The organism is Curtobacterium sp. PhB191 (assembly GCF_004346515.1).
In the GTDB taxonomy this organism is placed as follows: domain Bacteria; phylum Actinomycetota; class Actinomycetes; order Actinomycetales; family Microbacteriaceae; genus Curtobacterium.
The window spans coordinates 126,829-149,371 of the sequence record NZ_SMBV01000002.1 but is presented as its reverse complement, the minus strand read 5'-3'; the positions used below and the strand labels follow the sequence as shown (position 1 = coordinate 149,371).

Here is a 22,543-nt window from a genome sequence, read left to right as displayed (position 1 = left end):
CGTCTTCTGCTCACGAAGTGGCTCGGCTCAGTTCGGCGGGAAGATGATGTCCCGCACCAGGGCGTCGAGCTGCGCGTCGGCGTCGAGGAACTGGCGCAGCGTCGTCACCGTGGCGCCGAACCGGTCGAACTCGTCGATCGTCATGCCGTCGACGTCGTACCCGCGCGCGAACTCGGGCGTCGCAGCGCGCAGAGCCGCGATGACGTCGGCCGGCACCTCGTCGTGGATGGCGTCCGGACGGAACGGGAACGCGTTCGCGTTGATGTCCTTCGTCCACTGGAACGGCGGCGAGACGACGAGGTCCCCGCCCTGGAACTCCGACCACTGCAAGGCGTTCCGGAAGGCGGCGACGAGCACGCGCGACCGGAAGCCACGCTCCTGGAACACCCGGTAGGCGTTCTTCACCGCGGCGACGCCGGCCCACTCGAGGATGCCGGGGTCGACCATGACGTGGTCCCGCTTGACGACGGTCTTCAGCCAGTCGTCGAACCGGCCGGCCATCAGCGTGACGACGTGGCCGAACTCCTGGTCGGGCAGCCCGTCGGCGGCACGACGGTCGAGCGCACGCTCGATGGCCTCACCGACGGCGACGACCTGCGGCACCGTGAACGACACCGTCGCGTTGATCGAGACCCCGCGGTAGGCGGCCTCCTCGATCGCGGCGATGCCGACCTTGGTGGCGGGGATCTTCACGATGATGTTCGGGGCGAGCTGCGAGAACCGCACGGCCTGCTCGACCAGGGCGTCGGCGTCGCGGTGGAACCGCGGGTCGGTCTGCATCGACAGGCGACCGTTGCGGCCGCCGGACGCCTCGAACGCGGGCAGCAGCTGCTCGGCCGCCGCGATGGAGAGCTCCTCGACGGCCTTCCAACCGATCCAGGACTCCCCCGCGGTCGGGTGCTCCGCGGCGATCTCGCGGATGCGCGGCACCCAGGTCTCCGGGTCCTGCTTGATGCAGGTGTACGCGATCACCGGGTTGCAGGTCGCCCCGACGGCGCCGTACTCGTGGATCGCGGTGGACAGTTCGCGCGGGTCGGCGGAGTCGTTCCACAGGGCGGTCACGGTCTGCGACGCGGCCTGCAGCGTGACGGGTCGGACGTCGGCGTCGGTGGTCGCCGGTGACGAGAGGGTGTCGGTCATCGTGTGAGTCCCTTCTTGATCGTGTCGAGCTGGAAGCGCGAGACCTCGTCGGCGTTCTCGTCCTCGGCGAAGACGCTCGACACCGCGACGGTGTCCTCGCGCGCCGTGAAGCCGACCCGGTCGAGGGCGGCCCAGAAGGCGTCGAAGTCGACGTCCGCCTGGCCGACCGGCAGGTGCTGGTGCACGCGGACCGGGTTGCCGGGCGGGTTGGTGATGTAGCGCAGGCCGTGCGACCGGTGGTGGTCGTAGGCGTCGGCGACGTGCACGAGCTGCAGCGAGTCGCCCGCGGCGTCGATGATCTCGTCCATGTTGCCGCCGTAGTGGAACGTGTGGCAGGCGACGTAGACGAAGCCGATGCTCTTCGAGTTCAGCCCGCGGATCACCCGGAGTGCCTCGAGCCCGTCCTCGACGAAGTCGTCGGGGTGCGGGTCGATGAGGACCCGGATGCCGGAGTCCTCGATGATCGGCAGGAGCTCCTCCATCGCCCAGTGGAACTGGTCCTCGGACTCCTCAGCGCGTTCGGGTCGGCCGGAGAACTCCGTGTTGATCGTGTCCACGCCCAGGCGCTTCGTGATCTCGATGACCCGCTTCCACTTCTTGACGGCGGCCTCGCGGGCCTCCTTGTCCGGGCCGGCCCAGCGCAGGACGGGCAGGACCGACGCGACCTGGACCCCGGCCGTCGTGCACGCCGCGGCGAACGCGTCGACGAGGTCGTCGTCGGCCGTGGGGTGCCGGTAGAACGGGATGAAGTCCTTGTGCGGGGTGAGCTGCAGGTACTCGTAGCCGAGGTCGGCCACCTTCTGCGGGAACTCCAGCAGCGACAGGTCGTGGTGGTACGGCGTGGGGTCGAGTGCGATCTTCGGCATCGATCAGGCCGTCTCGTAGAACGCGGGCTTCGCGGTGGCGTACGTGATCGGCTCGTGCGCACCGGACTGCTGCGCACGCACGGCGACCTCGGCGACGACCGACGCCGTGTAGCCGTCCCAGGCGCTCGGACCGTCGATGCCACCGGTGCGCGCGGCGTCGACCCAACGCTGCACCTCTTCGTCGTAGGCAGCACCGAAGCGCTCGACGAACGACGGGGTGACGCCCTGGCCGGAGACGCCCTGCGACACGAGGTTGAGCGAGGTCTCGCGACCGATGTACGCGACACCGGACTCGAACACCGCGTCGGTCGTGACCTGGTAGCCGAACTGGGCGTTCACGTTGATCTCGACGATCGCCATGGTGCCGGACTCGGTGGTGAACAGCACGAACTGCGGCTCGGGCAGGTCGGCCGGGGCGAGCGAGTTCTTCCGGGGCTTCTTGACCTCGACGCTCGTGATCGCCTCGCCCGTGATGAACGGGATGATGTCGATCTCGTGGATCACCGAGTCGTGGATGAGCATCGACTCGCTGAAGTTCGGCGGCGTGGTCGGGTTGCGGTGCGCGTGGTGCAGCGCGAGCAGGGCGCCGTTGGCCCCGGACTCGCGCAGCGCGCGCAGCTCCTGGTAGCCCTTGTCGAAGCGGCGCATGAAGCCAACCTGGATCTTCGGACGGTCGGACGTCGCCTGCTCGAGCTCGACGATCCGCAACGAGTCCTCGGCCGAGGTCGTGAGTGGCTTCTCGCACAGGACGGCGAGACCGCGCTCGATCGCCGGCACCAGGACCGGCTCGTGCAGGAAGCCGGGCGTCGCGACGATGACGGCGTCGATCGGGGTGGCGTCGAGCGCCTCCTCGAACGATGCCGCGGTGATCGCTCCGGGCGCCTTCGCCGCGGCGGCGGTCGCACGGCCGGAGTCGGGGTCGACGATGGCGACGACGTCGGCGCCGGCGATGGTCGAGGTGATGCGACGGATGTGGTCGCTGCCCATGGCGCCCGCGCCGACGACGGCGACGCGGAGGTTGTCAGTGGTGCTCATGGCGGTGCTCCTGGGGTAGATGACGCTGCGTGGACGGCTGCCGGGGCCGGTCAGGACACGCGGGCGGCGGACGTGGAACCGAAGATGTGCTGGAAGGTGCGCTCGGCGATCGGGCCGGGGGCATCGACCGAGCAGCCGTACATGTCCTGCTCGACGATGCCGAAGACGTCCGGGTTGATCTTCGCGACGGCCTCGATGATCGGGGCGAGCTCCGGGGTGCCGTGCGGCGGCTCGGTCATGATCCCCTGCGACACGGCGGTGGCGAACGGGACGTCGTTCTTCAGCACGTCGAAGAGCAGGTCGGTGTCCACCTGCTTGAGGTGCAGGTACCCGATGCGCTCCGGGTGCGCGGCGATGAGCTTGAGGTTGTCGCCGCCGTAGTACGCGAAGTGGCCGGTGTCGAGGCAGAGGTTCGTGTACGCCGGATCAGTCTCCGACAGGAACCGCACGGTCTCCTTGTAGGTGCCGACGTGGCTGTCCGCGTGGGTGTGGAACTGCTGGTGGACGCCGTACTCCTCGAGCAGCGCCTTGCCGAGCTGGTCGTGGCCCTTGCCGAGGCGGTCCCACTGCTCGTCGGTCAGGGTGCGCGACTCGAGGACCTCCTCGGTGGCGTCCGAGCGCCACAGGTCCGGGATCGTCACGAGGTGCTGGGCGCCGAGCTTCGCTGCCAGACCCGCGACCGCCACGGCCTGGTCCCAGGCACGCTGGAACTGGTCCTCACCCTTGTGGAACCCGGTGAACACCGTTCCGGCGGACAGCTTCAGCCCGCGCGACTCGAGCTCGTCCGACAGCTGCGACGGGTCGGTCGGCAGGTAGCCGTACGGTCCGAGCTCGATCCACTCGTACCCGGCGGCGGCCGCTTCGTCGAGGAAGCGCTTCCACGGCACCTGGTTGGGGTCGTCGGGGAACCAGACGCCCCACGAGTCGGGAGCGGTGCCGATCCGGATGGCGTCGGTGGCGGTGGCGGTGTCGGTCATGACGTCGTCGTCTGCTTTCTGGGTGTGGTGCCTGTGGTGGACGGTGGTGCTCAGCCGAGCAGCGGGCGCTGTGCGGCGACCTGCTGCTCGTACTCGGCGCGGGCGGTCTGCGTGCTCGACAGCGTCGAGGTCTGCGCCACCGGCACGTCCCACCAGCCGTCGCCCTCGGGGGCGTAGACCAGCGGGTCCGAGTTGATGTGCACGAGGGTGGTGTGGTCGTTCGCCTTCGCCTGGCGCACCGCGGCCTTGAGGTCCTCGATGCTGTCCGGGCCGGGCTGGACCTCGATCACGTCGACGCCGTACGACCGCGCGTTCGCCGCGAGGTCGACCGGCAGCGGGTCGCCGTTGTCGAACGACTGCGTCTCGTCCAGGTAGCGGTACTTCGTGCCGTAGCGCTCGGACCCGACGGTCTCGGACAGGTGCCCGATCGACGCGTACCCGTGGTTCTGGATGAGCACGACGATGATCTTGATGCCCTCGGCCACGGCGGTGACGAGCTCGGTGTGCAGCATGAGGTAGCTGCCGTCGCCGACCATGACGATCGCGTCGCGGTCCGGGGCGCCACGACGGACGCCGATGCCGCCGGCGATCTCGTAGCCCATGCACGAGAACGCGTACTCGACGTGGTAACCGAGGGCGTCCTGCACGCGCCAGAGCTTGTGCAGGTCGCCGGGCAGCGATCCGGCCGCCTGGATGACGACGTCGCGCGGGTCGGACACCGACTGCACGGCGCCGATGATCTCCGGCTGACCGGGCAGGTCGGCGCCGGACGGCGCGAACGCGCCGTCGACGGCTGCGTCCCACGCCGCCTTCAGCGACGCGATCTCCGCAGCGTAGGCGGCGTCGACGACGAACGCGGGCTCTGCGGGTGACGACCCGGACGACGCGAGCGCCGCGGTCAACGCGACCAGGGCCTCCCGGGCATCCGCGATCAGCGGCAGCTGCGAACCGTGCTTGTACGCGTCGAACGCGGCCACGTTGACGTTCACGAACGTGACGTCCGGGTTCTGGAACGCGGTCCGCGAGGCGGTCGTGAAGTCGCTGTAGCGCGTGCCGATCCCGATCACGACGTCCGCCTGCGCGGCGACCGCGTTCGCGGCGGCCGTGCCGGTCGCGCCGATGCCACCGAGGTACTGCGGGTGGTCCCAGACGAGCGAGCCGCCGCCAGCCTGCGAGGTACCGACCGGGATGCCGGTGGCCTCGACGAAGGCCGCGAGCTCGTGCTCCGCGCCGGAGTACAGCACGCCGCCGCCCGCGACGATCACCGGGCGCTGCGCGCCCCGGATCGCGGCGACCGCACGCGCCAGCGGCCCGTTCTCGGGCAGCGGACGACGGATGTGCCACTCGCGCGGCTGCAGGAACGCGACGGGGACGTCGAACTCCTCGGCCTGCACGTCCTCGGGCAGGGCGATGGTCACGGGACCGGTCTCGGCCGGGTCGGTGAGCACGCGCATCGCGGCGAGGGCGATCGAGAACAGCTGCTCGGGGCGCTCGACGCGGTCGAAGTAGCGCGACAGCGGACGGAACGCGTCCGTCACCTGGATCGAGGTGTCGTGCGGCAGCTCGATCTGCTGGAGCACCGGGTCGGTGGTCCGCGTCGCGAACGTGTCCGACGGCAGCAGCAGAGCGGGCAGGCGGTTCGTCGTCGCGAGCGCAGCGGCGGTGAGCATGTTCGCGGCGCCCGGGCCGACCGACGCCGTCGCGGCGAAGGTCGCACGGCGGCGGTGCATGCGGGCGAAGCCGACGGCCTCGTGCACCATCGCCTGCTCGTTGCGCGCCTGGTGGTACGGCAGCAGGCCGGGCTGTTCGACGTGGAGCTGCTTGATGGCCTGTCCGACGCCGGCGACGTTGCCGTGCCCGAAGATGCCGAAGATCCCCGGGATGGTGCGTTCGCGGACGTCGCCGTCGACGGTCCACTGGTTGGCCAGGAACTCGACGAGTGCCTGGCCGACGGTCATCCGGCGCGTGTTGGTGGTCACGCGTGCTTCCTTTCGTAGGGCAGGCGCGGGTCGAGCTGCTCGCTCGCCCAGGCCTGGCGGACCCAGCCGTGGGCCGGGTCGTCGGTGATGTTCCAGACGCGCTCCGGGTCGGGCCCGGCCATCACGTTGAGGTAGTACATGTCGTAGCCGGGGGCGGCGACGGCGGGACCGTGCCAACCGTGCGGCACCAGCGCGACGTCGCCGGTGCGCACTTCGCGGAACTCGTCGATCGGACGGTCGTCCGATGCGTACGTGCGGTGCAGTGCGAACGGGTCGGCGGTGGCCGGAGCGGAGAGGCCGCGTGCGACCGCGGACTCGTAGTAGTAGATCTCCTCGAGGTTCGACTCCTCGCCCGGCACGTTCGTGTCGTGCTTGTGCGGCGGGTACGACGACCAGTTGCCGGCCGGCGTGATCACCTCGCACACGATGAACTTGTCCGCGTCGAGGGCCGCAGGGGTGCCGAAGTTGTGCACCTGGCGGCTGGACTGCCCGGCACCGCGGAGCTCCACCGGCACGTCCTGCCGGGCCACGTACGTGGTCGCCTTGACGGTGTCGGTGGGCGCCTCGGCGACCGCGAACCGGCCCGCGCCGGTGATCGTCGCCGCGGTGCCGGACCCGAGGTACAGGACGTCGGTGGGGCCCTCGAAGACGTTCGCGCGCCCCTGCAGGGTCTGCTCGCCGTCCCCGGCGGCGCCCGCGTAGGTCACGTGGAACGACCCGGCGAGCGGCACGACGATGCGCTCCACGGCGTCGGCCGGGAGGCGCAACTCGCGCGCGCCGGTCGGGTCACCGTCCGTCAGGGTGCCGGTCCGGAGCCCGGTGTGCGCCCATCCTGCGATGCGGCCGTCGACGACGTCGGTCCAGCCGGCCTCCGGCCGGCTCCCCTTCGGGATGAACCACTGGTCGTGCTCGTGCTGTTCGTTCGCCATGCTGCGGCTCAGTTGTTCGACGGGAAGCCGAGGTTGATGCCGCCGTGCGACGGGTCGAGCCAGCGGCTCGTGATCGCCTTCTGGCGGGTGAAGAAGCTCACGCCGTCGGCGCCGTACGCCTTGTGGTCACCGAACAGCGAGTTCTTCCAGCCGCCGAACGAGAAGTACGCGACCGGCACGGGGATCGGGACGTTGATGCCGATCATGCCGACCTGCACGTCGCGCTGGAATCGACGGGCAGCGCCGCCGTCGTTGGTGAAGATGGCGGTCCCGTTGCCGTACGCACCGCTGTTGATGAGCTCGAGGCCCTCTTCGTACGTGGCGACGCGGACGACGCTCAGCACCGGGCCGAAGATCTCCTCGGTGTAGACGCGGCTCGTGGTGGGGACCTGGTCGATCAGCGTCGGGCCCAGCCAGAAGCCGTTCTCGTCGCCGTCGGGTCGGACGGTGCGGCCGTCCACCACAACCACCGCACCGTCCTGCTCTGCGACCTCGATGTACGAGGCGACCTTGTCACGGTGCTGCTTCGTGACGAGCGGGCCCATGTCGCATCCGCGACGACCGTCGCCGATGCGCAGGGTGGCCGCGCGGTCCTTGATCTTCTGGATGAGCTCGTCGGCCACCGGCTCGACGGCGACGACGACCGAGATCGCCATGCAGCGCTCACCGGCGGAGCCGAAGCCCGCGTTGATGGCGTTGTCCGCGACCAGGTCGAGGTCGGCGTCCGGCAGCACCAGCATGTGGTTCTTCGCGCCGCCCAGGGCCTGCACGCGCTTGCCGTGCTTCGTGCCCGTCTCGTAGACGTACTGCGCGATCGGCGTGGAACCGACGAACGAGATCGACTCGACGTCGGGGCTCGTGAGCAGGCCGTCGACGCTCAGCTTGTCGCCGTTGAGGACGTTGAAGACACCGTCGGGGAGACCGGCCTCGGAGAACTTCTCGGCAAGCCAGATGGCGGCGCTCGGGTCCTTCTCGGACGGCTTCAGCACGACGGTGTTGCCCGCGGCGATCGCGATCGGCAGGAACCACAGCGGCACCATCGCCGGGAAGTTGAAGGGGCTGATGATGCCCACGACGCCGAGCGGCTGCCGGATCGAGTACACGTCGATGCCGGTCGAGACCTGGTCGGAGAACTCGCCCTTGAGCAGGCTCGGGATGTTCGTCGCGAGCTCCACGACCTCCTGCCCACGGGCGATCTCACCCAGGGCGTCGTCGATGACCTTGCCGTGCTCGCTCGTGATGATCTCGGCGAGCTCGCCCTTGTCGCGGTTCAGGATCTCGCGGAACGAGAACAGGATCTGCTGGCGCTTGGTGAGCGACAGGTTGCTCCATGCCGGGAACGCCGCCTTGGCGCTCGCGATGGCGGCCTGGATCTCGTCCTCGTTCGCCAGGGCGACCTGCTTCGTCGCGACGCCCAGGGCCGGGTCGTACACGGGGGCGCTGTTGCCCGACGCGGACTCGACGTGCTTGCCGCCGATCCAGTGGCCGACGGTGGTGGTGGCGGTCTCCGTGGTGGTCATGCGTTGCTTCCTTCGAGTGTGGTGGCTTGGTCGTGCGTGGTGCCGGCGTTCGCGGTGCCGGCGCTCCCGGTGTGGACGAGGCCGGCGGCCACGTCGACCGCGGTGGCGACGTCGCCGTCCGGCGGGTAGAGCAGGGTGCGGCCGACGACCAGGCCGCGCACGCCGGGGAGCGCGAGGGCATCAGCCCACTTGGCGTACGTCTCGAGCGGCTTGCTCGACGGGTCGCCACCGAGCAGGAGCGTCGGCAGCGTCGTCGCCGCCATCACCCGCTCCATGTCGTCGACGACCGGGATCTTCAGCCAGCTGTAGGCGCTGGACTCCCCCAGGCCCGCGGCGATCGCCATCGAGGTGATGACGGCGTCGGCGGTCAGGTCGTTCACGACCCGGCCGTCCTGCCACGCGGACATGAACGGCTCGAGCATGATCGGCAGCTGGAGTGCGGCGGCTTCGCTGACCGCACGGGCCGTGGCCTCGAGCGTCGGGGCCGTGCCCGAGTCCTCGAGCGCGATGCGCACCAGGAGCTTGGCGAAGTCGAGCCCGGAGTCCTTGATGGCCTGCGCCGAGTACGCGGTGTAGCGGTCGTCCATCTCGAACGTCGCGCCGCGCAGCCCGCCGCGGTTCATCGACCCGACGACGACCTTGCCGTCGAGGGCGCCGAGCAGTGCCAGGTCCTCGAGGATGTCGGGCGTCCCGAGCACCCCGTCGACGCCGGGGCGACCGAGCGCCGTGACGAGCCGCTCGAGCAGGTCGTAGCGGTCGGCCATGGCGGACTCGTCGTTCCGGACCGCCAGGGCACCGCGTGCCGGGTGGTCGGCGGCGACGATGAAGAGCTTGCCGTCGTCGGCGAGCAGGGAGCGCTTGTGCCGAGCGTCGAGCACGGACCGCACCAGTTCGGGCTGTCCGGCGCGGATGTCCCGGAGGCGCTGGAAGTCAGCGGGGCTGATCTCAGGCATGGGTCTTCTCCTCGGTGTTGGTCGCACCCGTGCTCGTGTGGTTCGTGCCGTCGGCGGGGTTGCTGGCGATGAACGACTCGATCTCGTCGCTCGTGGGCATCGCCGTCGAGCACTCGAACCGGGTCGCGACGATGGCGCCGGCGGCGTTGCAGAAGGCGAGGATCCGTTCGAGACCCCAGCCCTGCAGCAGGCCGTGGGTCAGCGCGCCACCGAAGCCGTCGCCCGAGCCGAGCCCGTTGACGACGTCGATGTGGTGCGGGCGGAACTCGACGAACTCGTCGCGGGTCTTCGCCAGCACCCCCTTGGGTCCCTGCTTGACGATGGCGATCTCGACGCCGCGCTCGAGCAGGGCGTCGGCGGCACGGATCGGGTCGGTCTCACCGACGGCGACCTCGCACTCCTCGCGGTTGCCGACGGCGACCGTGGCGTGTTCGAGGGCGACGGCGACCTCGCGCGTCGCGGCCTCGGGGCTCGACCAGAACATCGAGCGGTAGTCCAGGTCCAAGACGGTGTGGCTCTTCGTGCTGTTCTGCGCGGCTGTGCGCGCTTCGTACGCGACGTGGTGTGCCTGCCGACTCGGCTCTTCGCTCAGGCCGGTCACCGTGGTCCAGAAGATCTTCGCCCGCTCGATCTCGTGCAGCGGCAGCGACTTCGCCGTGATCATCAGGTCCGGCGCCTTCGGGGCACGGTAGAAGTACAGCGGGAAGTCGTCCGGCGGGAAGATCTCGCAGAACGCGACGGGGGTGTTCAGCCCCTCGACCGTCTCGACGAAGGCGTTCGCGACGCCGAACTCCGGCAGGGTGCGGGCGATGTACCGGCCGAAGGGGTCGTTGCCGGTGCGGGTGATGACCGCGGCGTCGGCACCGTGGCGCGCTGCGGCGATGGCGACGTTGGTCGCGCTGCCGCCGACGGACTTCGAGAACGTCGTGACGTCTTCGAGTGGGCCGGTCTGCTGCGGGTAGATGTCGACGCTGACGCGTCCCATCGTGATCACGTCGTAGGCGTGGGGAGCGGGGTTCGTCATGCGACGTGGTGGACCTTCCGTGCGGCTTCATCGGCGGACGTTCACGACTGTACACCGTGTTTGCCCTAATGTCATGACATGGTTTTCGGGGCTGGTCCCGCCGGGCGCGTGGCCGCGTCGGTGTGCCGGGAGGCCCGATGTCGGTGTGCCGGGAGGCCCGGTGTCGGTGTGCCGGGAGGCCCGGTGTCGGTGGGTCCTGCCAAGGTCACGACATGCAGATCCTCGCCCTGGTCATCGGTCTCGTGATCGGCATCGCCGTCGGTGCGGTCGTCGCCTGGTCGCTCGCGCGGTCGCGCGCCGGCGTCGACGCCGCCGCGTCGCGCGCGAGCGCCGAGGCGCTCCGCACACGGCTCGACGAGGTCCGCCGCGACGCCGAGGAACGCCTCGACGCGCAGGACGCCCAGTACCGCCGACAGGTCGACTCCCTCGAACGGCGCTCGGCCGAGCTCGAGCACCTCGTGCAGCGCATGCACGGCGCGGACTCGGCCCGGAACCAGAACGAGTCGAAGGTGCTGTCCGCCCTCAGCCCCGTCGCGCAGACCCTCGACGTCATGCGCACGAAGATCGCCGAGCTCGAGCAGTCCCGCAGCGAGCAGTACGGCGCCCTGTCCGCCCAGCTCCGGTCGGCCGCCGAGTCCGAGGAACGCCTGCGCGCCACCGCCGACACCCTGGCCAGCGCCCTGTCGTCGAACAGCACCCGCGGGGTGTGGGGCGAGACGCAGCTGCGCAACGTGGTCGAGGCCGCCGGGTTGCTCGAACGGGTCGACTTCGACGTGCAGTCCTCGGTCACCACCTCGGCCGGCACCGCCCGCCCCGACATGGTCGTGCACCTGCCCGGGGGCAAGACCATCGCAGTCGACGCCAAGGTGCCGTTCAGTGCGTACCTGCAGGCCGTCGAGATCCCGGCGACCGCCACCGGTGCCGAGGGGGCTCGGCGCGACGCGCTCATCGGGCAGCACGTCAAGGCGCTCCGCGCGCACGTCGACGCCCTTGCCGCGCGCGAGTACTGGACCGGGTACGACGCCTCCCCCGAGCTCACCGTCGCCTTCATCCCGTCCGAGTCGCTCATCTCGAGCGCCCTCGCCGCCGACCCCGGGCTGCTCGACCACGCGTTCCGCAAGCGCATCGCCCTCGCCTCACCCGTGACCCTGTGGTCCGTGCTGAAGACGGTGGCGTTCTCGTGGCAGCAGGACGTCGTCTCGCAAGAGGCGCACGAGCTCTTCCGGATCTCGCGCGAACTCTACGGCCGACTGTCCACGATGGCGGGACACGTCGACAAGCTCGGGCGTTCGATCCGGGGCTCCGTCGTCGACTACAACCGGTTCGTGGGGTCGCTCGAGCGGCAGGTGCTGCCGAGTGCACGGCGGTTGTCGCTGCTCGACGAGTCGAAGGTCATCGCGGACCCGGCGTCGATCGAGGACGAGCCGCGGTTGCTCACGGCGCCGGAGCTGGTGGGGGCGGTCGACGAGGACTGACCGTCCGCTCGCGGCGTCGATCCGCGCCGGTCACCTCCGTTCGTGCAGCGATCCGGAGCCGTCGCAGCGACGTCTCAATGCCTTCCGATCATTGATTGCGTCTTCCCCGCTCCTCCTTCGCCGCTCGGTCGAGCACTTTGATCAACGGCTTCGGTGCCAGGAACGCTCGCGCCAGCCCCTGAGCGGTGAAGCCGTCTGCACCGACCAGCCGAGCTTTCGCTCCGGCGCTCAGCATGCCCTTCGCGCCAGCCACCGCGTCCTCCACCGCGAGCGGATGTGGATTCGATCGATTCGGTCGTACGGGGAGAGAACGTCGGACGAGCAGCCGGAGCGGAGTCTCTCCAGCTACCGCAGAGTTGAGCGCGCCCGGATCGGCTCGAATTGCCGATTGCATGTCGATGAGCGACCCACGCGACGCGGCCTCGAACACGACTGATGCGTCCGATTCATCGCTCTTGAGCATCCGATCCTGCTGCAGCACGATGATGAGTCCGGCGGGTGCGTCCGCGAGGATCCGAGCGTAGCTCAGCGGGGTCGCGCCCAGGTCGTTGACTGAGTAGGGATCCGCTCCGGCATCGAGCAAGAGATTCACCGGATCGAGTCCGCCCCCGCCCGAGTTCGCCACTGCGAGCTGCAGCGGCGTCGTCCCCCAACGGTCCGGCGCATCCACCTTCACCCCGAGGTCCAGGAGCGCCCGTATCGCATGCACCGCGCCGTGCTGAGCGGCGAAGTGGAGGGGCGTGAGGGCGTCGGTATGAGCGCGGGAGGCTGAGGACCCTTCGAAGCCTTCCGCAGCGATCCTCGCGATCGCCTGCGAATCGTCCGCAATGATCGCATCCCAGAAAGCAGAACTGTCCGTCGCGGTGCTCATAAGATGATGCTGTTCAGCCCTTCCACGTCCTCGCCGGGTCCCGAATCGGCCAACACCACGAGTGAGCATCTCGATCGCATCGACCTCTCATCTCTCCGAGAGGTACCGCGCGGGAACGAACAATGCCAGGGTCACTCGGTCGTGGCCTTCCGAGAACTCGACGCCTTCCCGGTGCGCGCGATCCGCATCGACCCGCAGCAGGACGGGAGCGGGAGACTTGCGTCGACCCGCTTGCATCGCCAGCTCTCGATCAGTCGTCAGATGCGCGTACTGGCGCCCCATGGGCAAGAGACCATCGCGCAGGATCGACTCAGCCGCCGCGGGAGAAGTCGCGTGCCAGAGCACCGGTCGCGGCACGATCGCTGGCTTCACGATGCGCTCGTCGGTCGAGTGGCCGTACTGTGCGCGGATCCGGTCACCCTCCACCGCGAAGCGCTGCTTGTCAGACTCGGCGACGATGCGGCGCAAGTCCTCCACCGTTGCGTCCACGCCCGACCGCGCCAAGGCCCCGGCGAGATCTGCGAGCGGGACGCTCCCGTCGGCGCCGAGCTCCAGCCCGTACGAACCCGGTTCGTGCCGCAACGCATGCGACATCGCCTTGCTGATCGACCTGTCCTTTCGGGGCATGCCTCAGTCCTCTTCCTGCTCCGCGAGCCACACTGCTCGGTGCTCCTCCATTTCCTCCCACCAGACGTCGAACGACGTCCACTGACCCCGGTACTCCGTCCCGGGCGAAGCGAACGTGTGGATGATCAGGACAGGAGGGTTGCCCGAACGGTCGCCACCGTCGAAACAGAACACGTCGTCCGTGTCCTGGTGCTTCGCGAAGGGCACGAGGGAACGGGTCGGATACTGCTCCCCAACGATGTCAGCCCAGTTCTCTGTCTGGCTCTCGTACTCAGACGTCCACATGAAGGGATCGATGTCGGGAAGCGGGTCTTGTGCAAGGGCACGTTGGAAGCGCTCGGGGTACTGGAATCCCTCGGGCGCGATCAAGCGCGCCTCGACTTGCCGTTCCTCGACGGTTGTTAGTCGACGTTCCCTCACTGTGGTGCTCCGGTGAGCTTCGGGAGGTCGTGAGACCCAGCTGGATTCGCTTTCGACCAATTCGTGCCTTGCGACTTCATCCGAACCTCAGCGGCCTCGCCCCACGTTCTGGGCTCGGCGTGGCCACGCTTCGTGAAGCGTTCAACCTCTCTTGCGGTCAACGGTTCGTGGTGTTCGTGTGCGCGCGCCTGCACTGGCGTTTCGGTCTCCCGCGCGGCTCTGATCCGAGTGTTGTCCATGCTGGTGCTCACGCCGTCCGGCATCTCCACCACGTCGACCGGGTCTCCGCGCCAACCGCCGTCGCGCATGCTGTTTGTGATGTCGTCGTAGGTGTACGGCTCACCGGTGGTGCGGTCGATCTTGTTGAAGGAGACAGACTTCTGCGAGAACCGAACAGCACCAGGTTCGAACGGCCGAACGACTCGCTGCAATGGCGTGAACAGCTTTCCCAGCTTGGACGTCGCACTGAAGGCATTGACCTGCTTCGCGATCACATCACGTCCACGTGCGAATCGACTACCGACGTGCAACAGCGAGGTCGCCCGTCCACCCTTACTCGCCATCCGCATCGCCCGAGCCGTCACCCCTAGGCCACCTGCCAGTGGGACGCAGTCGACGAGGGCCCACGCGAGGTCCCACCCGTCGGCGGTGCCCTTGCTCATCTTGTACAACGTGTCCGCCAACACCACGAGCGCGATCGCCGCGATGATCAACGTCCACGGCCCCGGGATGATCATCGCGATGATCCCGCCGACCGCGACGACGACCTTCGCGATGGAGACGATGGTCTCCCATGCCTCGGACCCGAAGATCTTGTCCCACGTGGACTGCTTCCCCAGCCCCGCGTCAGCCGCTTCACCGATCTTCGTCGCGGTCCGCTGCTCCGCGTCCTGCCAGTCACCCTTCGCATCCGCCACGAGCCGCTTCGCTGCGTCGATCCGGGACTGCGCCGCCGCGATGTCGCCCTGCGCGGACGACACGGACCCCTGCGCGACGGAAGCGTTGTCGGACGCCGCCCGCAACTGCGCCGGCGACGGCACGTCCACCCCGTCGGGCACCTCGGAGCCAGCCGGGTACTTCTCCGCGACCTTCGACAGGTCCGACGATGCCGACTGGTAGTGCGACAGGTTCGACTGCGCATCGGAGAGCCGGTCCTGCGCCGCGGCGAGGTCCCCGGACGCATCCTTCGCGTCCGCGAGCGCACCATCAGCCCGGTACTGGGTGTCATCGACCGTGTCCGCCCACCCCGACAACGCCGTCGCGGCGAGTTCGTACGAGTCGACGAGCTTGGTCAGGTCCGACGGGGTGTCCTCGATCGCGTCGACGAACACGTCCGCCGCTTCACCCTCCCAGTCGGTCAGCCACCCGGACCCCTTCACCGACTTCAGCCGGGTCGAGGCGTCATCCGCGGCGTCGGAGATGCGCTGGTACTCCCGCGACATCATCCGCAACGTCGACGGATCCCCCTTGACCGGATCATCACCCTGATCGACGACATCCCACCCCGACGGCCGCCCCATCATTCCTCCCCAGGTCCGATCTCCGCACACTTCTTCACAGATGTGCGGTTGTGACCATATCAGGGGTCACAGATGCCGATGATTCGAATCATCGTGTGCTCTCGTCCCGTGCACGGGAAAACCCGTCCGCGCCACGCGACGACGTGGTGCGGACGGGTCTCGACGGTTCAGCGATGACTCGCGCCGATCAGGATCTCGCAGGGATCAGAACCACTTCTCCGCACGGTGGTCCGCCTGGATGCGACGGATGGTGTTCGAGCGGGACCGCAGGACGAGCGAGTCGGTGTGGATGACGCCGCGCGAGCGACGGACACCGTCGACCAGGACACCGTCGGTGACGCCGGTGGCGACGAAGAACGTGTTGTCACCCGTGACCAGGTCGTCCTGGTCGAGGACCTTGTCCAGGTCGTGGCCGGCGGCGATGGCGCGCTCGCGCTCCTCGTCGTCCTTCGGCTGCAGCTTGCCGAGGATCACGCCGCCGAGCGCCTTGATCGCGCACGCCGTGATGATGCCCTCGGGGGTGCCGCCGACACCGACGCACATGTCGATCGTCGAGCCGGGCAGCGCGGCGGCGATGCCACCGGCGACGTCACCGTCGAGCAGCAGACGCGTCCCGGCGCCCGTCGCACGGATCGCACGGATCAACTCGTCGTGACGGGGACGGTCGAGCACGGCCACGACCATGTCCTCGAGGTCCTTGCCCTTGGCCTTCGCGAGCGCGCGGATGTTCTCGCCGATCGGCTTCTCGAGGTCCAGGACCCCGCGGCCCTCGGGCCCGGCGGCGATCTTGTCCATGTAGAACACGGCGGAGGGGTCGTACATCGAACCGCGGTCCGAGACGGCCATGACGGAGATGGCGTTCTGACGGCCGGCTGCGGTGAGCGAGGTGCCGTCGATCGGGTCGACCGCGATGTCGCAAGCCGGGCCGTGGCCGTTGCCGACGTGCTCGCCGTTGTAGAGCATCGGGGCGTTGTCCTTCTCGCCCTCACCGATGACGACGACGCCGTCGAAGTTCACGGTGCCGAGGAACTTGCGCATCGCGTCGACCGCGGCGCCGTCGGCGAGGTTCTTCTCACCACGCCCGACCCACGGCTGCGCACGGATCGCGGCGGCCTCCGTCGCACGCACGAGCTCGAGGGCCAGGTTGCGGTCGGGCTGGAGGAACAGGGAGCCGGTTTCCGTAGAGGGAGTCACGACCCGAGCCTACCGACCGGCGGCCGACCGGCGGTTCGGACACCGGGCCCGTGCACGCATGTGCACGGCGGACGCGAGCCGACCGTGTAACCCGCACCGCGCCTCCAGAGCTTCTGACTACGATCGGCGGGGACATCACCGAAGTCGAAGGAGATCCACGTGCCCATCGCAACGCCGGAACAGTACGCCGAGATGATCGAACGCGCGAAGGCGGGCAAGTTCGCGTACCCCGCGGTCAACGTGTCCTCGTCGCAGACCATCAACGCGGTCCTCCAGGGCCTGCAGGAGTCCGGCTCGGACGGCATCCTCCAGGTCACGACGGGCGGTGCCGACTACTTCGCCGGCCAGACGATCAAGAACCGTGCCGCCGGTGCCCTCGCGATGGCGAAGTTCGCCCACGAGGTCGCGAAGAACTACGACATCACGGTCGCGCTGCACACCGACCACTGCCCGAAGGACGCCCTCGACGGCTTCGTCCTGCCGCTCATCGCGGCGAGCGAGGAAGAGGTCCGCGCCGGCCGCAACCCGATCTTCCAGTCGCACATGTGGGACGGCTCGGCCGTGCCGCTCGACGAGAACATCGAGATCGCGAAGACCATGCTCGAGAAGACGCGGAACATCAACGCGATCCTCGAGGTCGAGATCGGTGTCGTCGGCGGCGAAGAGGACGGCGTCGAGCACGAGGGCACGAACGACGCCCTGTACACGACCCCGAACGACGTCGAGAAGGTCGTCGACGCGCTCGGCCTGGGCGACAAGGGTCGCTGGATCGCCGCGCTCACCTTCGGCAACGTGCACGGCGTCTACAAGCCGGGCAACGTCAAGCTCCGCCCCGAGCTCCTCGGCGAGATCCAGGCCTCGGTCGCGGCCAAGCACGGCACCGGCGAGAACCCCCTCGACCTCGTCTTCCACGGCGGCTCCGGCTCGACCGACGACGAGATCCACGAGGCCGTCCGCAACGGCGTCATCAAGATGAACATCGACACGGACACGCAGTACGCGTTCACCCGATCGATCGCGGACTCGATGTTCCGGAACTACGAGGGTGTCCTGAAGATCGACGGCGAGGTCGGCAACAAGAAGCAGTACGACCCCCGCGCCTGGGGCAAGGTCGCCGAGTCCGCCATGGCGGCTCGCGTGGGCGAGGCCGCGAAGGTGCTCGGCTCCGCCGGTCACACCAAGGGCTGACACCGGGAGCAACTGCCAGGAGGAACGGGGCGCGTCCGACGGACGTGCCCCGTTCTGCGTCCGGCCGCCTCCACCGCATGCCACGATGGGCAGGTGACCGTCGACGCCATCGCCTCCGAGTTCGCCCAGTTCGTCACCGAGTCGCCCACCGCGTTCCACGCGGCAGCGGCCGCCCGTGACCGCCTCGTCGCAGCCGGGTTCACCGAGCTGTCCGAGCTCGACGCGTGGCCGACCGAACCCGGCGCGTACGTCGTGGTCCGCGACGGTGCGGTCATCGCGTGGCGCCTGCCGGAGGGTGCAACGGCGACGACCCCGTTCCGGATCCTCGGCGCCCACACCGACTCCCCCGGGTTCCGGATCAAGCCGAACCCCGGAGTCCGCACCGGCGGGTGGGAGCAGCTGAACGTCGAGGTCTACGGCGGCGCGCTCCTGTCGACGTGGTTCGACCGCGACCTGCGCATCGCCGGCCGGGTCGTCGACGCCGACGGCAGCGTGCGGCTCGTCAGCACCGACGCGGTCGCCCGCATCCCGAACCTCGCGATCCACCTCGACCGCGGGGTGAACGACGGCAAGGAGATCGACCGCCAACGCCACACGCTGCCGATCGTCGGCGTGGACGGCGACGCCGGAGGGACCTCGGTCGTGGAGTGGCTGCGCGCTCGCCTCGGAGACGATGCAGTCTCGTGGGACCTCTTCCTCGCCGACACCCAGGCCCCCGCCCGCATCGGCATCGAGCGCGAGTTCCTGGCGTCGGGCCGGATGGACAACCTGACGAGCGTGCACGCCGGGCTCCGCGGCATCGTGGACGCCCCGGTCGACGGCGACCACATCCCCGTGTTCGCGGCGTTCGACCACGAGGAGATCGGTTCCTCGACCCCGTCCGGTGCCGGTGGCCCGTTCCTCGAGGACGTCCTCGGCCGCGTGCAGGAGGGTCTCGGCGCCACCCGCTCCGAGGCCGCTCGGGCGTTCCGCGCCTCGTGGCTGTTGTCGAGCGACGCCGGGCACCTGGTGCACCCGAACCAGCCGGAGAAGCACGACCCGACGAACCGTCCGCGCCCCGGTGCCGGTCCGCTGCTGAAGATCAGCGCGAACCAGCGCTACATGACCGAGGCCAAGGGCGAGGCCGTCTGGGCCGCCGCATGCGACACCGCCGGGGTGCCGTGGCAGCCGTTCGTCAACGTCAACACGATCCCCGGTGGCTCGACCATCGGCCCGATCGCGGCGACCCGGCTCGGGATCCCGACGATCGACATCGGCGTCGGGCTGCTGTCGATGCACTCGATCCGCGAGCTCGTGCACGTCGAGGACCTGGCGTCACTCCACGGCGCCGTCGCGGCGTTCCTGGCAGGCTGAGCCCTGGCCGGCTGGACCCGGCCGGCTGAGCCCCGCCCGGCGTCTGCGGGCCGGGGTGGTCGCGACTCCCCGCGCACGCAGGACCGAGTGGTCACGAACTGTCGGGGGCCCCGGCGCCGGACGACACTTCGTGACCGCTCGACGGCGGGCATGCGGCGTGTTGCGACCACTCGACGCGCGGATGCCAGCGCCGCGAGCAGCCTGGCGGTCAGGCGGTCCGAGGGTCAGGCGCCGGCCTGGCGCATCATGAACTCGACGAACTGCGGGTCCTGGAACACCACGACGACGAACGCGATGGTGCTCACGAAGGTGGCCACGACCGCGCCGACGATCGGCACCCAGAACGTGCGCTTGCGTGCCCGGAGCCGGCGGATCGACCACCACGCCACGAGCGCGAAGACCACGACGTTCGTGATCGCCCCGATGATCGCGGCACCGCTCAGTGCACTCGGGTCGTTCAGCGCCGTGTACTGCGTCTCGAGGGTCCGACGCACCGTCGACGCGACGTTGGTCACCGCGAGGGACTGCACCACGGAGATGAGTCCGAAGGCGAGCAGACCGACCGTCAGGACGAAGTCGGCGGGCGTGCGTCCGAACCGGCTCGTCGACGCGGACCGCTGCGACCCGCCCGTGGTCGGGTCGCCGGCTGCGCCGGGTCGTCCTGGAGGCACGGTGCCGGTCGGCGCACCGGCACCGGACCGGTACGCGGTCGCGCCGTCCTGCCCGGCCTGGCTCGCCGCCTGCTGGCGGCGGTCGCGCTCCTGCTGCTCGCGCTCCTGACGTTCCTGTTCGACCAGGACCGGGTTGACCCATCCCTCTGGCGCGTACTCGCCGTACGCGGGGGCGGGTCGGCCGTGGACCCGGCCGCTGACGGCACCGGCGGCCGTCGTCGGGGACGTGCCCCGGGCCTCCTGGCCGGCTGCCGCCGTGTCGTCGACGTGACCCGGCTCGCGCTGCGGCACCGAGCCCCAGCCGTCCGCGCCGCTCATGCCCGACGCCCGCCGAGCGCGCGCGTCGGGTTGCCCGACGCGTCGGTGCGGAGCTCCTTGGGGAGCGAGAACATCAGGTCTTCGTGTGCGGTCACGACTTCTTCCACGGCGCCGTACCCGGCGTCGGCGAGTTGTTCGAGGACTTCGGCGACGAGCTCTTCGGGGACGGACGCGCCGCTCGTGACGCCGACGGTGGCGACGCCGTCGAGCCACTCCTGGCGGATCTCCTCCGCGTAGTCGACACGGTGCGCGGCCTTCGCCCCGTGCTCCAGGGCGACCTCGACCAGACGGACGCTGTTCGACGAGTTCGCGGAGCCGACGACGATCACCAGGTCGGTGCCCGGGGCGACCTTCTTGATCGCGACCTGGCGGTTCTGGGTGGCGTAGCAGATGTCGTCGGACGGCGGATCCTGGATGGTCGGGTACTTCTCGCGCAGCAGGCGGACGGTCTCCATCGTCTCGTCGACGCTCAGCGTGGTCTGCGACAACCAGACGAGGTTGTCGGGATCGGGGACGTCGAGCGCGGCGACGTCGTCCGGGCCGTTGACCAGGATCGTGCGCTCGGGGGCGTGGCCCATCGTGCCCTCGACCTCTTCGTGGCCGGTGTGCCCGATCAGGATGATGGTCCGCTCGGCCTTGGCGAACCGGGTGGCCTCGCGGTGGACCTTGGTGACCAGGGGGCAGGTGGCGTCGATGGCGTGCAGGTCGCGGTCGGCGGCACCGGCCACGACGGCGGGTGAGACGCCGTGGGCGCTGAACACCACGTGCGAACCGCGCGGGACCTCGGCGACGTCGTCGACGAACACCGCACCGCGCTGCTCGAGGGTCGACACGACGTGGACGTTGTGGACGATCTGCTTGCGGACGTAGACGGGCTCGCCGTACTGCTCGAGCGCCTTCTCGACCGCCACCACCGCCCGGTCGACCCCGGCGCAGTAGCCGCGGGGTGCCGCGAGCAGCACCTTCTTCGGACCGGCGACCGGCTCGTCACGCAGTCGCCCACGCGCCGCGTGCACACGCGGAGGGGCGAGCGGGACCGTGTGGCCGTTGGTGATCGTCACGTCCCCGATGATAGGTGAGCGGGACGCACGCGACCTGGGCGCGGGGGCCGGCTGTGGAGAACCCGCCGCTCGCCCGCTGTCACCGGTGTCGGGCACGATGGACGTCCAGCACGAGAAGGAGCGACATGGCGATCGAACAGGGCCCGCCGACGGCCGACAACCCGTGGCCGGTCGCGCTCCTCGGCGCGAAGCTCCGCGACTGGATCGACCGGCTCGGCACCGCGTGGATCGAGGGCGAGATCACGCAGTGGAACGTCGCGGGCGGCAACGTCTACGGCAAGCTCAAGGACGTCGAGGTCGATGCGACGGTGTCGTTCTCGATCTGGTCGAGCGTGCGGTCCCGGGTGCCGGCGGACATCAAGCAGGGCGACCGGGTCGTCGCAGCGGTCAAGCCGAACTACTGGGTCAAGGGCGGCTCGCTGACCATGCAGGTCGTCGAGATGAAGCACGTCGGCCTCGGTGACCTGCTCGAACGACTCGAACGCCTGCGTCGGACCCTGGGCGAAGAGGGGCTGTTCGACCCCGCACGCAAGAAGCGTCTGCCGTTCCTGCCGCACCGGATCGGCCTGATCACCGGCAAGGACTCCGACGCCGAGAAGGACGTCAAGCGCAACGCGCAGCTCCGGTGGCCGCAGGTCGAGTTCCGCACCGTCCACACCGCCGTGCAGGGCGAGCGGACCGTGGGCGAGGTCACGGCGGCGATCCTCGAGCTCGACGCCGACCCGACGGTGGACGTCATCATCATCGCCCGTGGTGGCGGCGACTTCCAGAACCTGCTCGGCTTCAGCGACGAAGGACTCGTCCGCGCAGCAGCAGCGGCGAGCACACCGATCGTGTCGGCCATCGGGCACGAGGCCGACCGTCCCATCCTCGACGAGGTCGCGGACCTCCGCGCCTCGACCCCGACCGACGCCGCCAAGCGCGTCGTGCCCGACGTCGCGGAGGAGCTCGCGAACGTCCGGCAGGCCCGCGCCCGCATCGGCCTGCGGTTGTCGCAGACGCTCGCGGTCGAGGCCGACCGGATCGCCGCCCTCCGGTCACGCCCGGCGCTCGCGTCGACGGCGTGGCTCGTCGACACCCGTGCGGAGGAAGTGGCCCGTGACCTGTCCCGGTCGCGGGAGCTGCTCGACCGTCGGCTCGAGCGGGGCCACTCGGAGGTCGGGCACCTGACCGCCAGGCTCCGTGCGCTGTCGCCGCGCGACACCCTGCGCCGCGGCTACGCGATCGTGCAGCGGGCCGACGGCGGCGTGGTGCGGTCGTCCGACGACCTGACCGGGCAGACGCCGGTGCACGTCACGCTCGGCGCGGGGACGGCGACCGGAACGCTCGAGCCGGACGGGCCGGGTCCGGACGGGTCGGGTTCGGCCGGGCCGGGTCCGGACGGGTCGGGTCCGGCTGCCTGACGCGTCGGGGTCGCCGACG

Annotated in this window: 20 protein-coding genes; 4 read left to right on the top strand and 16 right to left on the bottom strand. The window is 69.8% G+C overall.

Annotated features, from left to right (window positions below; genetic code table 11):
- Positions 1 to 27: 27 nt before the first annotated feature.
- Genes EDF48_RS03885 through iolC form a run of 9 tightly spaced genes read right to left on the bottom strand, consistent with a single transcriptional unit; the run spans position 28 to position 10,423 of the window.
- Entirely contained in the window at positions 28 to 1,140 is a 1,113-nt protein-coding gene (locus EDF48_RS03885; RefSeq protein ID WP_123340670.1) for a transaldolase family protein, read from the bottom strand.
- Positions 1,137 to 2,006, bottom strand: a complete 870-nt coding sequence (locus EDF48_RS03880; protein WP_123938993.1) for a sugar phosphate isomerase/epimerase family protein — start codon at positions 2,004 to 2,006, stop codon at positions 1,137 to 1,139. The genes EDF48_RS03885 and EDF48_RS03880 overlap by 4 nt, the downstream gene beginning before the upstream one ends.
- 3 nt (positions 2,007 to 2,009) lie before the next feature.
- Positions 2,010 to 3,041 (bottom strand): Gfo/Idh/MocA family oxidoreductase, encoded by a 1,032-nt coding sequence (locus tag EDF48_RS03875; RefSeq protein ID WP_131878262.1) that lies wholly within the window; start codon positions 3,039 to 3,041, stop codon positions 2,010 to 2,012.
- 50 nt (positions 3,042 to 3,091) lie between these two features.
- On the bottom strand, positions 3,092 to 4,018 hold the full coding sequence (locus EDF48_RS03870) for a sugar phosphate isomerase/epimerase (RefSeq protein WP_131878260.1): 927 nt from the start codon (positions 4,016 to 4,018) through the stop codon (positions 3,092 to 3,094).
- Between the two features lie 50 nt (positions 4,019 to 4,068).
- Entirely contained in the window at positions 4,069 to 5,976 is a 1,908-nt protein-coding gene (gene iolD / locus EDF48_RS03865) for a 3D-(3,5/4)-trihydroxycyclohexane-1,2-dione acylhydrolase (decyclizing) (RefSeq protein WP_207913224.1), read from the bottom strand.
- Positions 5,977 to 5,993: 17 nt separating this feature from the next.
- Complete coding sequence (iolB, locus tag EDF48_RS03860; protein WP_131878256.1) at positions 5,994 to 6,926, bottom strand: 5-deoxy-glucuronate isomerase; 933 nt, start codon at positions 6,924 to 6,926, stop codon at positions 5,994 to 5,996.
- An 8-nt stretch (positions 6,927 to 6,934) separates the two neighbouring features.
- The gene (locus tag EDF48_RS03855) at positions 6,935 to 8,446 is read right to left on the bottom strand and encodes a CoA-acylating methylmalonate-semialdehyde dehydrogenase (RefSeq protein WP_173169470.1); all 1,512 of its coding nucleotides are present in this window, start codon (positions 8,444 to 8,446) and stop codon (positions 6,935 to 6,937) included.
- Positions 8,443 to 9,399 (bottom strand): deoxyribose-phosphate aldolase, encoded by a 957-nt coding sequence (locus tag EDF48_RS03850; protein ID WP_207913216.1) that lies wholly within the window; start codon positions 9,397 to 9,399, stop codon positions 8,443 to 8,445. Before EDF48_RS03850 ends, EDF48_RS03855 begins: the two co-directional genes overlap by 4 nt.
- Positions 9,392 to 10,423 (bottom strand): 5-dehydro-2-deoxygluconokinase, encoded by a 1,032-nt coding sequence (iolC, locus tag EDF48_RS03845; RefSeq protein ID WP_131878254.1) that lies wholly within the window; start codon positions 10,421 to 10,423, stop codon positions 9,392 to 9,394. Before iolC ends, EDF48_RS03850 begins: the two co-directional genes overlap by 8 nt.
- 212 nt (positions 10,424 to 10,635) lie before the next feature.
- On the opposite strand from iolC, the gene rmuC reads away from it, so the two are divergent.
- Positions 10,636 to 11,898, top strand: a complete 1,263-nt coding sequence (gene rmuC, locus EDF48_RS03840; protein WP_131878252.1) for a DNA recombination protein RmuC — start codon at positions 10,636 to 10,638, stop codon at positions 11,896 to 11,898.
- Positions 11,899 to 11,986: 88 nt separating this feature from the next.
- On the opposite strand, the gene EDF48_RS03835 is transcribed toward rmuC, so the two are convergent.
- From EDF48_RS03835 to glpX, 5 genes are all read right to left on the bottom strand, one after another.
- On the bottom strand, positions 11,987 to 12,769 hold the full coding sequence (locus tag EDF48_RS03835; RefSeq protein WP_165901091.1) for an ankyrin repeat domain-containing protein: 783 nt from the start codon (positions 12,767 to 12,769) through the stop codon (positions 11,987 to 11,989).
- Between the two features lie 87 nt (positions 12,770 to 12,856).
- Positions 12,857 to 13,396, bottom strand: a complete 540-nt coding sequence (locus EDF48_RS03830) for an RNA 2'-phosphotransferase (RefSeq protein WP_131878248.1) — start codon at positions 13,394 to 13,396, stop codon at positions 12,857 to 12,859.
- A gap of 3 nt (positions 13,397 to 13,399) precedes the next feature.
- On the bottom strand, positions 13,400 to 13,765 hold the full coding sequence (locus EDF48_RS03825) for an SMI1/KNR4 family protein (RefSeq protein WP_131878246.1): 366 nt from the start codon (positions 13,763 to 13,765) through the stop codon (positions 13,400 to 13,402).
- A gap of 47 nt (positions 13,766 to 13,812) precedes the next feature.
- Positions 13,813 to 15,336, bottom strand: a complete 1,524-nt coding sequence (locus EDF48_RS03820; protein WP_347812763.1) for a putative T7SS-secreted protein — start codon at positions 15,334 to 15,336, stop codon at positions 13,813 to 13,815.
- Positions 15,337 to 15,540: 204 nt separating this feature from the next.
- Entirely contained in the window at positions 15,541 to 16,530 is a 990-nt protein-coding gene (gene glpX, locus EDF48_RS03815; protein WP_111084799.1) for a class II fructose-bisphosphatase, read from the bottom strand.
- A gap of 159 nt (positions 16,531 to 16,689) precedes the next feature.
- Between glpX and fbaA the strand changes: the two genes are divergently transcribed.
- Together fbaA and EDF48_RS03805 are read left to right on the top strand one after the other, a co-directional pair.
- A complete protein-coding gene (gene fbaA, locus EDF48_RS03810; RefSeq protein WP_123294161.1) occupies positions 16,690 to 17,718 on the top strand; it encodes a class II fructose-bisphosphate aldolase in 1,029 nt (342 codons plus the stop codon).
- Positions 17,719 to 17,811: 93 nt separating this feature from the next.
- Positions 17,812 to 19,071, top strand: a complete 1,260-nt coding sequence (locus EDF48_RS03805; protein ID WP_131878241.1) for a M18 family aminopeptidase — start codon at positions 17,812 to 17,814, stop codon at positions 19,069 to 19,071.
- A 224-nt stretch (positions 19,072 to 19,295) separates the two neighbouring features.
- On the opposite strand, the gene EDF48_RS03800 is transcribed toward EDF48_RS03805, so the two are convergent.
- Together EDF48_RS03800 and EDF48_RS03795 are read right to left on the bottom strand one after the other, a co-directional pair.
- Positions 19,296 to 20,060: a DUF6264 family protein gene (locus tag EDF48_RS03800; RefSeq protein WP_123294163.1), complete on the bottom strand. Its 765-nt coding sequence runs from the start codon at positions 20,058 to 20,060 to the stop codon at positions 19,296 to 19,298.
- The gene (locus tag EDF48_RS03795) at positions 20,057 to 21,115 is read right to left on the bottom strand and encodes a 4-hydroxy-3-methylbut-2-enyl diphosphate reductase (RefSeq protein WP_131845537.1); all 1,059 of its coding nucleotides are present in this window, start codon (positions 21,113 to 21,115) and stop codon (positions 20,057 to 20,059) included. Before EDF48_RS03795 ends, EDF48_RS03800 begins: the two co-directional genes overlap by 4 nt.
- A 131-nt stretch (positions 21,116 to 21,246) precedes the next feature.
- Between EDF48_RS03795 and xseA the strand changes: the two genes are divergently transcribed.
- The gene (xseA, locus tag EDF48_RS03790) at positions 21,247 to 22,524 is read left to right on the top strand and encodes an exodeoxyribonuclease VII large subunit (RefSeq protein ID WP_131878239.1); all 1,278 of its coding nucleotides are present in this window, start codon (positions 21,247 to 21,249) and stop codon (positions 22,522 to 22,524) included.
- Positions 22,525 to 22,543 lie beyond the last annotated feature (19 nt).